Origin of the sequence: Novosphingobium sp. HR1a, assembly GCF_015594425.1 — a bacterium.
GTDB lineage: Bacteria > Pseudomonadota > Alphaproteobacteria > Sphingomonadales > Sphingomonadaceae > Novosphingobium > Novosphingobium resinovorum_A.
Genome location: NZ_JABXWS010000110.1, coordinates 120,056 through 131,440, shown reverse-complemented (window position 1 = coordinate 131,440; position 11,385 = coordinate 120,056). Strand labels below are relative to the sequence as shown.

Annotated in this window: 12 protein-coding genes; all 12 read left to right on the top strand. The window is 65.5% G+C overall.

Features of this window, described 5'->3' with window-relative positions; translation table 11 throughout:
• Positions 1–251: 251 nt before the first annotated feature.
• The 12 genes from HWN72_RS28920 to HWN72_RS28865 all read left to right on the top strand — a co-directional run bounded on the left by HWN72_RS28920 (position 252) and on the right by HWN72_RS28865 (position 11,115).
• Positions 252–2,546, top strand: coding sequence for an FdhF/YdeP family oxidoreductase (locus HWN72_RS28920; protein ID WP_211152097.1), 2,295 nt, complete (start codon positions 252–254; stop codon positions 2,544–2,546).
• A gap of 69 nt (positions 2,547–2,615) precedes the next feature.
• The gene (locus tag HWN72_RS28915; RefSeq protein WP_211152096.1) at positions 2,616–3,461 is read left to right on the top strand and encodes an oxygenase MpaB family protein; all 846 of its coding nucleotides are present in this window, start codon (positions 2,616–2,618) and stop codon (positions 3,459–3,461) included.
• A complete protein-coding gene (locus tag HWN72_RS28910; protein WP_211152112.1) occupies positions 3,461–3,757 on the top strand; it encodes a UvrB/UvrC motif-containing protein in 297 nt (98 codons plus the stop codon). The genes HWN72_RS28915 and HWN72_RS28910 overlap by 1 nt, the downstream gene beginning before the upstream one ends.
• Positions 3,688–4,062 (top strand): hypothetical protein, encoded by a 375-nt coding sequence (locus HWN72_RS31420; RefSeq protein ID WP_248006426.1) that lies wholly within the window; start codon positions 3,688–3,690, stop codon positions 4,060–4,062. The genes HWN72_RS28910 and HWN72_RS31420 overlap by 70 nt, the downstream gene beginning before the upstream one ends.
• A gap of 9 nt (positions 4,063–4,071) precedes the next feature.
• Entirely contained in the window at positions 4,072–4,332 is a 261-nt protein-coding gene (locus tag HWN72_RS28900; protein WP_211152095.1) for a hypothetical protein, read from the top strand.
• The gene (locus HWN72_RS28895) at positions 4,329–7,445 is read left to right on the top strand and encodes a TRCF domain-containing protein (protein ID WP_211152094.1); all 3,117 of its coding nucleotides are present in this window, start codon (positions 4,329–4,331) and stop codon (positions 7,443–7,445) included. Before HWN72_RS28900 ends, HWN72_RS28895 begins: the two co-directional genes overlap by 4 nt.
• Positions 7,446–7,584: 139 nt before the next feature.
• Complete coding sequence (locus tag HWN72_RS28890) at positions 7,585–8,160, top strand: SRPBCC family protein (protein WP_037518337.1); 576 nt, start codon at positions 7,585–7,587, stop codon at positions 8,158–8,160.
• Entirely contained in the window at positions 8,160–9,377 is a 1,218-nt protein-coding gene (locus HWN72_RS28885; RefSeq protein ID WP_008828969.1) for a zinc-dependent alcohol dehydrogenase, read from the top strand. Before HWN72_RS28890 ends, HWN72_RS28885 begins: the two co-directional genes overlap by 1 nt.
• A complete protein-coding gene (locus HWN72_RS28880; protein ID WP_211152093.1) occupies positions 9,370–10,152 on the top strand; it encodes an SDR family oxidoreductase in 783 nt (260 codons plus the stop codon). Before HWN72_RS28885 ends, HWN72_RS28880 begins: the two co-directional genes overlap by 8 nt.
• Positions 10,153–10,213: 61 nt before the next feature.
• A complete protein-coding gene (locus tag HWN72_RS28875) occupies positions 10,214–10,501 on the top strand; it encodes a hypothetical protein (RefSeq protein ID WP_211152092.1) in 288 nt (95 codons plus the stop codon).
• A 165-nt stretch (positions 10,502–10,666) separates the two neighbouring features.
• Positions 10,667–10,861, top strand: a complete 195-nt coding sequence (locus tag HWN72_RS31415) for a hypothetical protein (protein ID WP_248006425.1) — start codon at positions 10,667–10,669, stop codon at positions 10,859–10,861.
• Entirely contained in the window at positions 10,858–11,115 is a 258-nt protein-coding gene (locus tag HWN72_RS28865) for a hypothetical protein (protein WP_211152091.1), read from the top strand. The genes HWN72_RS31415 and HWN72_RS28865 overlap by 4 nt, the downstream gene beginning before the upstream one ends.
• The last annotated feature ends 270 nt before the right edge of the window (positions 11,116–11,385 follow it).

Below are 11,385 nucleotides of genomic sequence, written 5' to 3'. Positions count from 1 at the left end.
CCAGCCGCTGGGCAACATCAACCGCGCTCGCAACGAAACCTACCGTCGCTCGGCCGCCTTTCGCGGCCGGGTCAACGGCTGTCCTATCCACGACCCCCGCACGCCACAGGACATTGCGGCAGAGTAAATGGTAGATGGGCCGGTGTTACAGGAACGCCGGCCTCTTCGCGATATGGCCGCTGCGCTGGGCGCTTTCGACCAAATCCAAGCCGCGCCACATCCTTTTCCGCGCTCCATAGCTGGAATTTCCCATGATTGATGAACAGGACGGCACGGTCCATTACGATGGTGCCGAAGGTGGGTGGGGCTCTGTACGCGGCATCGCCGAGACCGCCTGGCGCGAACGGCCGACGCCGGGCGCCCTCGATACACTGAGGCGGCAAAACAAGGTCAAAGGCTTCATGTGCGTCTCGTGCGCATGGGGAAAACCAGCCAAGCCACATGCGTTCGAGTTCTGTGAGAACGGTGCCAAGGCCACGCTCTGGGAATTGACGAGCCATCGCTGCACCCCCGAGTTCTTCGCCGGGCATACCGTCAGCGAGCTGCGGACATGGAAGGATTACGACCTCGAACAGCAAGGCCGCCTGACCCATCCCATGCGCTACGAAGCGTCGAGCGATACCTACGTTGCGTGTTCCTGGGAGGACGCGTTCGCAGCGATCGGACGCGAGTTGAAAGCGATCGATCCCGGCTCGGCGGTGTTCTACGCCTCAGGCCGCGCGAGCCTGGAGACCAGCTACCTCTATGCGCTGTTCGCCAGACTGTATGGTCATAACAACCTGCCCGACAGTTCCAACATGTGCCATGAAACGACTTCGGTGGCGTTGAAGAAAGTGATCGGATCTCCGGTCGGAACCTGCGTCCTGGACGATTTCGACGTGTGCGACGCGATCTTCTTCTTCGGGCAGAACACCGGCTCAAACAGCCCGCGCCTCCTTCACCCACTCCAGAAGGCGGTCGAGCGCGGCGCGAAGATCGTCACGTTCAATCCGATCCGGGAGAAGGGCCTTGAGGAGTTCAAGAACCCCCAGAGCCCGTTGGAAATGCTCACGACGAAGAAGACCGAAATTTCCACGCTCTACCTGCAGGTCAAGGCGGGCGGCGACATCGCGGCGATAACGGGATTGATCAAGCACGTCCTGGCGGCGGAAGAAATCCGTTGGCGGGACGAGAATCAACACGTCCTCGATGTCGATTTCATCGCCCAGCACACGGACGGCTTCGCCGAGATGAGGGCCCACGCAGAGGCGACTAGCTGGGACGACATCGAACGCGAGAGCGGCCTTTCGCGTGAAGATCTCGGCGAGGCGGCCCAGATCTACATCGAAGCGCCCCGTGCGATCGCCATGTTCGGCATGGGGCTGACCCAGCATGTCCACGGCTCGCAGAACATCGCCGCGCTCACTAACCTGTGGTTGCTCAAGGGCAATGTCGGTCGCGAGGGCACCGGCATCTCTCCCGTGCGCGGACATTCCAACGTGCAGGGTCAGCGGACCGTAGGTATCTCGGAAAAGCCGGAACTCGTGCCGCTCGACAGGCTGGCGGAGCAGTTCGGCTTCGATCCACCGCGCGACGAGGGCCTGAACACCATCAAGGCCTGCCACAAGATCCTGTCCGGCGAACTCAAGGCGTTCATCGGCCTGGGCGGCAACTTCATCCGCGCCATTCCCGAGCGCGAGCGGATGGAAGAGGCCTGGACCAGACTGCGTCTCACCGTCCAGATCGCGACCAAGCTCAACCGCAGCCATCTGGTGAACGGCGAAGTCGCGTACCTGCTGCCCTGCCTGGGCCGGTCCGAGGAGGATGTCCAGGCAACCGGTTCGCAGGCCGTGACAATGGAGGATTCGCTTTCGTGCATCCACGGCTCGCTCGGCAAGAATACACCGGCCTCCGAACATCTCCGCTCGGAAACTGCGATCGTCGCAGGCATCGCGAAGGCGACCCTACCGGCGAATCCTAAGGTGCGCTGGGATGAATGGACGGGAGACTACGCCAAGATCCGCGATTGCATCGAGAAGACCTATCCCGAGCAGTTCCACGACTTCAACCGGCGCGTCTTCACGCCGGGCGGGTTCCATCGCGGCAATCCGGCCCGCGGCCGGATATGGAAGACCGAAAGCGGCAGGGCGCAATTCAGCGTCCCCACCGCCATGCGCTCGATCGGCTTTGAGGACGCGCCCGGTCGTTTCCGCCTGATGACCTTGCGCTCGAACGATCAGTTCAACACTACTATCTACGGCTATTCCGACCGCCTGCGCGGTATCGAGGGCACGCGGGACGTCGTGCTCATGAACCCGGAAGACATCGCCGAGGCCGGGCTGGTGCAAGGTCAAGTCATCGGGCTGGTCGGCGATGCCGGCGACGGGGTCCACCGGGAGGTAAGCGGGTTGACCGTCACCCCCTTCCTGCTCCCGCGCGGCTGCATCGGCGCATACTATCCCGAGATGAACCCGCTTATCCCGGTATGGTATCATGACGAGCAATCGCGAACGCCTGCCTCAAAGAGCGTACCCGTGCGGCTTGTTGCAAACCCACGAACGACCTGAACGCCTCTGGCGCACGCTGACGCGCCCGCAGTCCCAGGAGCGATTGCGACGGCGAGACGTTGGACTGGTATGAGCGAAAGCAATCGCACGTCCAACCCGGTCAAGCGGGCCATCCGTCAACAGGTTGTCGGCATGTTCAACGACCGCGAGCAAGGCGAGGCACCGGTGGTGAGGAGCCGAAACGCGCTGTTCGAGCCGACATCGGTCGCCTGGCGGGTCCATGGTGACGTCGCCTCCATGATGGCGGGCGGCATCGCCAGCCTTTTGCTGCAGATGCTGCATCCCGGCGTTCTGGCAGGGGTGTGGGACCATTCCAATTTTCGTGCCGACATGCACGGCAGGCTGCGGCGTACCGCCCGCTTCATTGCCACAACCACCTATGCCGATCGGTCCGCAGCCGAGGCTATGATCAGGCGGGTCCGGTCCGTCCATGATGGCGTCAAGGGGCATCTGCCGGACGGCACGGCGTATCAAGCGAACGACCCCGCGCTTCTGGCGTGGGTGCATGTCACAGAGACCCATAGTTTCCTCGACGCCTGGATTCGCTACGGTGAGCCCTGGATGTCGCGTGCGGATCAGGATCGCTACTTTGCCGAGATGGCCCTGATCGGCGGGGCGCTGGGGGCAGAACCCCTGCCGCGCACGCGGGCCGAGGCGAACCGCCTGATAGCCGGGATGCGCCCGGCGCTGAGGGCGGATGCGCGAACGGCCGAAGTCGCCCGGCTGATCCTGCATCCGGTCGCAGCGAACCGGCTCGCCGGCCTGCCAGGCAGGCTCGCCGGACAGGCTGGTGTCGATCTGCTGCCACGCTGGGCCCGCTCGCTCCATGGCCTGTCTGCCTCGCCGCTTCGAACGCCGCTGGTGCGCGCGGGCACGCTGGGCGTCGCGCAGGCGCTGCGGTGGGCGTTCAGGTGATGGGCCGCCAGGACGAGCAGCTACAGGACCTGCACCGTGCGATGCACGACGCCGCGGCGCAGGGCGATTTTGAGCAGGCAGCGCAATTGCGTGACCGGATCAGCCTGTTGCGCGGCATGCCGGTTGGTGGGCCGGCACAGGACGTCGATCCCTCCGGTCTCATTCGTCAACAACCGGGAGCGATGGGGCTGGGCACAAGCCGCGGACAGGTAAAGCCACCTCCGGGATGGACACCGCCGAAGAAACCGGACCCGATGACGAAGGGCCGCCGAAGGGGGCGCAAGGGCCCGGACTGATCTGCGCCGGGTCGTACGAAGGACAACTTCTGTGCGTCTTGCGGGAACGCGCGGGCCTGCCGGAGGCTTTCTTCCTCGATACCGGGCGGCAGGCCTATCCACGCCCCGAACCGAAGGAAATCTACATGTCCAAAAGCGATCCGGAAACTCCGCGCGGCCCGATGGGCGATGCGCGCCCGGACTCATTCGATCCGCACAAGCAGAATGAAAGCGGCCAGAAGCCTCAGAAACTGGAGGACCGACCTTCGGGAAGCACCGTCAGTCCCGAAGACTATCCTGAAGACCAGCGCGCGAAGGGAGCCTGACGAAACGGTGTGACCCGGCTCAGCCGCCCGGTGACGCCGGTGCGGCGCGATGCCGCAATCAACACAGATCAATCAAATTTAGCCGGCGGGCCCCTTTTCTTTCGCTTTCTCTGTGCGTTGTGGAGCCAGGCCAGTCGCCGCACCTCGCAGGCGATCAGCTTCACAGGCAAGGAGCGCGATCTGACTGACATGACCATGCGGCTTGAGCTCCGTCACTGGGCAATGCGCCCCGCAGCCCAACGGCGCGACTGCGTCTCAGGTGCGGCGTGAACCTGGCGTTCACCGCGCTCCGCATCGCGCAAACCCTCGCCGAGAGGTCCATCGCCTTCCTGGCGGACGACGAGCAGCAGGCCGAGGCCCTGGCCGAAGCCGTCCGGGCGCTGGCGCCGCAAGGGCATGTCGTCCACGTGCCATCCAGCGACGCACTTCCGGGGGACACGGCTCCCGCGACGCCGGCGAACGCGGGGCGCCGCGCGTCGGCGCTGCGGGCCCTTCGCCTGGCGCAAGGCACTTCCGTCGCCTGCATCCTGAGCGGAGAAGCCGCAGCGCGGCGCTATCCCGCGCCTGATGCGTTCGATAGCGCCCCGCCCACGCTGCACCCCGGGGACGAGGCGGACACCCGATCGTTCGCGATACAACTCGAAGAGCTGGGGTATGTCGCCGACGACCGCGTCGACGAACCGGGCGAAATGGCGGTGCGCGGCGAAGTCATCGATATCTTTCCCGCCGACGCCGGCGGCCCGGCCCGCATCGAGCTGGCAGCGGGCAGGATCGCCGCGATCCGCTCGTACGATCCCGGCACGCAGCGCACGGTTGGCGATCTGGAGCGTCTGGAGATCGGCCGCGCCGCCGAACCGCCGATTGACGAGCCGACGTCCATCCTTGCCCACCTGACGCCGGGTATACTCGCTCTTTCCGATAAAGCCGACCATCGCCGCAGGCGCTTCATCCAGCTTGCCCGCGACGCTATGGGCGGTGCGCCCCATCGCCTGGATGCGATTGACGACATCGCCTGGAAGAAGGACTGCAAGGACTGGAGGCCGGCTCCGTTTGACGCGGACTTCACGCCGGTGCCGCGGTTCGCCAACGAGCGTTCGCCGCTTACCGCGCTAGTGCGCTTCGTGAAGCCGCTGCTCGCTGCGGGACGCAGGTTCGTGCTGGCGGGCAGTGCGCGAGACTTGCGCTTCCTGCGCGGCAAGGTCGTCCGGCGCCTGTCAATGGAAATCGTGGAACTGGACGCATGGGCGGCACTGGATGACCTGCCGTCAGGCTGCGGCGGCAGCCTGACAGTGCCGGTCGACGCCGGATACGTTGACGAGCGCGTCGTTCTCGTCGCGGCGGCAGACCTGATGGGCAGTCGCGCATTGATCGGCGCTGGTGGCCCGACCGGCGCGAACCCGTGGCATGTCGGCATCGAAGTGCGCAGCGGCGACGTGGTGGTCCACGAGGACCATGGCGTCGGGCGCGTGCGGGGGCTTGAGGCCTCGCCGGTCGGCGCGGCCGACGACCAGTCTCCGATCGACAGGATCGTGCTCGAGTATGCGGGTGGTGCTCGGCGGCTGGTCCCTTTCGATGAGGCCGACCGGATCTGGCGATACGGCGCTGACGGCGACGCGGTGAGCCTGGACAAGCTGGATGGCTCATCCTGGGACAAGCGCCGCGCGGCGATCAACGCCGCGATCGACGAGAGCGCGAAGGCCCTGACGCTTCTGGCGCGTGAGCGCGAGACGCTGACAGCGCCGGTCATGGAGCCCGACCCTGCCGCCTACGAACGCTTCGCGGGCCGCTTCCCCTTCAACGAAACGGCCGACCAGGCGGGAGCCATCGCAGCCGTCCGCGACGATCTGGCGAGCGGCCGGCCAATGGACCGGCTGGTCATCGGCGACGTCGGCTATGGCAAGACCGAGGTCGCGCTGCGGGCCGCAGCTCTGGCGGCGCTGGCCGGCTTCCAGGTCGTGGTCGCCGCGCCGACCACCGTCCTCGTGCGGCAGCACCTGGAGACGTTCCGCCGCCGCTTCGAGGGAACGAAAATCGAGGTCGCCGGCCTGTCCCGGCTGAGCAGTGCGGCAGAACGCAAGTCTGTGAAAGCGGGGCTTGCCGATGGCTCGACCGGTATCGTCGTGGGCACCGGCGCGGTGATGGCGAAGGGCGTGAACTACGCCAGGCCGGGGCTGGTCGTCATCGACGAAGAGCAGCGCTTCGGCGCTGCCGACAAGGCCCGTTTGCGCGGCTTGGGGACCGTCCATGTCCTGAGCCTGAGCGCCACGCCGATCCCGCGCACCCTGCAGGCCGCGCTGGTGGGCCTGCAGCAGATGTCCCTCATCGCCACGCCTCCCGCCCGGCGCCAGCCGATCCGCACCAGCATCGGGCAGTATGACGATGTGCTCGTCCGCACCGCGCTCACTCGCGAAAAGGCGCGGGGAGGCCAGAGCTTCGTGGTCGTGCCGCGTATTGAGGACATGGCGAAAGTCGCCGCGAAGATAAAACGCGCGGCCCCCGATCTGGTGGTGGTCGAAGCACACGGAAAAATGTCAGCGGCCGAAATCGACGACGTCATGGTCGGCTTTGGCGCTGGCCGGGGGGATATCCTGCTGGCGACCAACATCATCGAAGCGGGCCTCGACGTGCCGCGCGCGAACACCATGATCGTCTGGCGTGCCGATCGCTTCGGCCTGGCACAGCTGCACCAGCTGCGCGGCCGCGTCGGGCGCGGCAACCGGCGCGGGCAGGTGATCCTGCTGATCGAAGGCGAGGATGCTATCGCCGCGCGCACGCTCAAGCGGCTGCGCACGCTCGCGACTTTCGACCGGCTGGGCGCGGGTTTCGCGATCAGCGGCCAGGACCTCGACATGCGCGGCGCGGGCGACCTCGTCGGCGATGATCAGGCCGGGCACATGAAGCTGATCGGCGTCGATCTCTACCAGCATCTGCTCCGTGTCGCGCTGAAGGCCGCGCGCGGCGAGGACGCCGAGCGCTGGAGTCCCGAACTCAACCTGGGCATGAGCGGCGTGCTGCCCGACAGCTGGATTCCGGAGGCGGACCTGCGGCTGTCCCTTTACCTGCGGCTCGCGCGCATCGAAACCGAAGAGGCGCTCGATGCATTCGATGATGAACTTCTGGATCGCTTCGGAACGCTGCCCGCCGAAGCGGCGATGCTGCTGGCCCATGCCCGCATCCGCCTGACCGCGCGGGCTTTGCGGATCGCGCGCATAGACGCGGGCCCAGCCGCGATTGCACTCACTCCGCGCCGCGATTGCCCGATCGACTTCGCCGCCACGGGCTTCGCGCAAAGCAAGGGACGGTGGATCCTTGCCGAGGCACTGCCGAGCGAAGCCGATCGTATCGTGCGCGTCGAAAGCCTGCTCGACGGGTTCGAATGCTGACCTGTCGGGCCCAGCCGTGCCTGCGGCGGGATTATCTTTAGATCGTGCCGGGTCTTTATGAGCGCGGCGATCGTTTCATTTGCAACAGTGGTCAGGTCCGACCGGACCACCAGCACATCCGAAAACATGGAGAGCAGGAATGGCAACCATGAACGACGACGCGCCGCCTACCACCTCAAAATTTCGCGAGACCCGCGACGCCGCCTTGCAGACACTTGCAGAAACGCGGGGTGACAGCCTGATCGGTCGGACCGTGACGATCAACCGCCCCCGCGCGGAACTCTATGCCTACTGGCGCGACTTTGCACGGCTGCCGACGTTCATGGACAACGTCGAACGGGTCGACGTGCTGTCGCCGACCCGCTCGCACTGGGTCGTCAAGGCGCCAGGCGGAAGGACGGTCGAATGGGACGCGCTCGTCACCGAGGAGAAGGAGGGCGAACTGATCGCCTGGGCCTCCACCGAAGATGCAGACGTGCCCAACAGCGGCCGCATCGAATTTCGCAACGCAGGCGATCGCGGCACCATCGTCACCGCCACGATCGTCTACGACCCGCCCGCTGGCGTGGTGGGCAGGCTCATCGCAAAGATGTTCCAGCGCGAACCGGCGATCCAGGCGCGGCGCGATCTGCGGCGCTTCAAGCAGCTTATGGAAACCGGCGAAGTCGCCACGTCGTCGCGCACCCGCGCGCAGCTTCACGAGGAGACAGCCTGATGCGCGCGCTCACCTGGCACGGCAAGCATGACGTCCGCGTCGATACGGTCGACGATCCCGAAATCCTCAACCCGCGCGACGCCATCATCAAGATCACCTCGACCGCGATCTGCGGATCGGACCTTCACCTGTACGACGGGTACATCCCCACCATGAAGGCCGGGGACATCCTCGGCCACGAGTTCATGGGCGAAGTCGTCGAGACCGGGCCGGGATCGACGCTGGTCAAGGGCCAGCGCGTCGTCGTTCCCTTCACCATCGCCTGCGGAAGCTGCTACCACTGTGGCAAGCACCAGTACTCCGCCTGCGACAACGGCAACCCGGCCGACAACCAGGACATCGGCATGGAGCTTTACGGCCAGCCGATGTCGGGCCTGTTCGGCTACAGCCATCTGACCGGCGGCTACGCCGGGGGCCAGGCGGAGTACGTGCGCGTGCCGTTCTCCGACGTCGGCCCGATCGTGGTGCCAGACGGGCTTGACGACGACGAAGTGCTGTTCCTGTCCGACATCCTGCCCACCGGCTGGCAGGCGGCCGAGAACGCCGACATCGAGCCGGGCGACACTGTCGCGGTGTGGGGCTGCGGCCCGGTCGGCCTGTTCGCGGTGCAGTCCGCCTTCCTGATGGGCGCGGCGCGGGTGATTGCCATCGACCACTTTCCCCGCCGGCTGGACCTCGCGCGCAGGTTCGGAGCCGAGATCATCAACTTCGAGGAATCGAAGACTTACGAAGCGCTGATGGCAATGACTGGCGGGATCGGTCCGGACGCCGTGATCGATGCGGTTGGGCTCGAGGCACACGGCTTCTTCGTCGACAACGTAGTCGATCAGATCAAGGCCTCGCTGATGCTTGGCACCGATCGCATCCACTCGATCCGACAGGCGATCGTCGCCTGCCGCAAGGGCGGCCGCGTCTCAATGCCCGCCGTCTACGGCGGCATTGTCGACAAGTTCCCGCTCGGCGCCTTCATGGAAAAGGGGCTGACGCTCAAGACCGGGCAGACCAGCGTACAGCACTACATGCCGGGGCTGCTCAACGCGATCGTCGAGGGCAAGATCGACACCACCTTCCTGATCTCGCACCGCATGGGCCTGGAGGACGCGCCCAAGGGCTACAAGATGTTCCACGACAACCAGGACGAAGTCACCAAGGTCGTGCTCAAGCCCGGCTTCACCGAAACCGCAGTCGCGGCAGAACAGGACACGCATCATGGCTGACAAATTCGCAATCGTCACCGGCGCCTCCACCGGTATCGGCTTCGAACTGGCGAGCATCGCCGCCGAAAACGGCTACGACCTGCTCGTCGTCGCAGATGAAGGACTGATCGAGGCGGCCGCACAGGACTTTGGGCTGCACGGCGTTTCGGTAGACGCGGTGCAGGCCGACCTGTCGACCCTGGAAGGCGTCGATACCTTGCTGGCCGCCACTGCCGGCCGCCGCATCGATCTTCTTTGCGCCAATGCGGGCCGGGGGCTCGGGCACGGTTTCCTCGAGCAGGATGTCGCCGACTGGCGCCGGGTGGTCGATACCAACATCACCGGCACCCTTTATCTGTTGCAACAGGTGCTCAAGGGAATGGTGGCGCGCGACGATGGCAAAGTGCTGATTACCGGGTCCATCGCAGGCTTCATTCCGGGCAGCTTTCAGGCGGTCTACAACGGCACCAAGGCCTTCGTGGACAGCTTTGCCGACGCGCTGCGCAACGAGATCAAGGAGGCAAAGGGCGTGACTGTCACGACACTCATGCCCGGACCAGTCGAGACCGAGTTCTTCGATCGCGCCGACATGCTCGACACCAGCGTGGGCGCGTCAGAAAGCAAGAGCGATCCGGCCGACGTCGCCCGCGACGGGTGGAACGCGGTGATGAACGGCGATGCCCACATCGTCTCGGGATGGAAGAACAAGATCCAGGCGGCGGTGGCGCACGTCACCCCGGCGGCGATCCTGGCCGAGCAGCATCGCAAGATGGCGCAGCCCGGCTCCGCCGAATGACCATGCCGCGCCTCGATAGAGAGGCGCTGACCTCAGGTACTGCGAACCAAAGGATAGAGACATGAACACCACGATAGAGCGCACATTCAACAGTCGCCGCGACGCCGAACTGGCAATCGAGCGACTGGTCCAGGAATACGGCTTCGAGCGAATCGACATGTTCGTATCGTCGTCCGGCGATCAAAACAGCGCGGGCGATGCGCCCAGCGGCGGCGATACCGCGACCCATCTGGAGCCGGCGCGCAACGACGCGCCGCTTTCCGAGCGCATATCCGTCTCGGTGGACGTCAACGACGACGTGCGGGCGGCCATCGTCACTCGCGTGTTCGACGAAATCGCCCCAATCTAGGAAGCTTCCGCGTCCATTTGGGGACCATTCAAGGACCCACGATCATGCGCCCGCTGAACGAGCCGGAAGATCGAACGCCATCGACGCCGCGCCAACTGCCGCCGCTCCCTTCGCCCGAGCGAGCAGGAACTGCTGTTCGACGCTGCCAGGCTGGGGCGCGGCGGCATGATACCGGTCCTGATGGAGGCGGGGGCCGATATCGATGCGGTCGATGCAGCAGGTAATGACGCGGCCAGCCTCGCGCGAATGCAGCGCGACGACAGCCTGCCCGGTGGCTCACCGAGCGCCGAGAAGGGCACATTGCAGCAAAACAGTACGGGCATGGGCCCAAGTCTTGAAGAAGAGGAACGATATTCATGAGCGATGTTTCGATAGGTCCGGGCCCGGCCTCGAACAAAAAGGCATCCGTGCAAGAGGGAGTGGACGCGCAAGCCGAGACCGATCGCGAAGTCGACCGTGGACTTGCCGGCGCGGAAGCCAAGCCTTTTGCCAATCGCCCCCCGACCAAGGACGCGGATCCCATTCCGTCCGCATCCAGGGATGATGAAAGCCCGTCCGCCGCTGACGGAGCCGCGAACCTGATTTGCGCGAGACGCAACGCAGGGCGGGAATGACGAAGCAAAAGAACTGGCTTCGCGGTTCACCTGCGCCGCGGTCAGTTCAAGCGAGAGAACAGATGGCGCTGATAAATGCGCACTCCAATGCCGCGCTAGACTGCCCGAGGCGCACGAGACGCCATCCCCGGCATCTGCGCCGACCCAGGCCGGGCGCAAGAGTGCGACAGCGGCAAGCCAACTTCCATGATCAGAGCCATCGATTTGGTGACGCGGGAACTCTCAGGCGGCATGGGCAAGGCGTCCGCTGGGGCAGCGGGACGGCATTGC

What these genes read in the sequence shown, in the direction of transcription:
- HWN72_RS31420 (WP_248006426.1), top strand. Translation starts at nt 3,688, where the DNA reads ATGGACACCGCCGAAGAAACCGGACCCGATGACGAAGGGCCGCCGAAG.
- HWN72_RS28885 (WP_008828969.1), top strand. Translation starts at nt 8,160, where the DNA reads ATGCGCGCGCTCACCTGGCACGGCAAGCATGACGTCCGCGTCGATACG.
- HWN72_RS28890 (WP_037518337.1), top strand. Translation starts at nt 7,585, where the DNA reads ATGGCAACCATGAACGACGACGCGCCGCCTACCACCTCAAAATTTCGC.
- HWN72_RS28875 (WP_211152092.1), top strand. Translation starts at nt 10,214, where the DNA reads ATGAACACCACGATAGAGCGCACATTCAACAGTCGCCGCGACGCCGAA.
- HWN72_RS28915 (WP_211152096.1), top strand. Translation starts at nt 2,616, where the DNA reads ATGAGCGAAAGCAATCGCACGTCCAACCCGGTCAAGCGGGCCATCCGT.
- HWN72_RS28865 (WP_211152091.1), top strand. Translation starts at nt 10,858, where the DNA reads ATGAGCGATGTTTCGATAGGTCCGGGCCCGGCCTCGAACAAAAAGGCA.
- HWN72_RS28910 (WP_211152112.1), top strand. Translation starts at nt 3,461, where the DNA reads ATGGGCCGCCAGGACGAGCAGCTACAGGACCTGCACCGTGCGATGCAC.
- HWN72_RS28880 (WP_211152093.1), top strand. Translation starts at nt 9,370, where the DNA reads ATGGCTGACAAATTCGCAATCGTCACCGGCGCCTCCACCGGTATCGGC.
- HWN72_RS28920 (WP_211152097.1), top strand. Translation starts at nt 252, where the DNA reads ATGATTGATGAACAGGACGGCACGGTCCATTACGATGGTGCCGAAGGT.
- HWN72_RS31415 (WP_248006425.1), top strand. Translation starts at nt 10,667, where the DNA reads ATGATACCGGTCCTGATGGAGGCGGGGGCCGATATCGATGCGGTCGAT.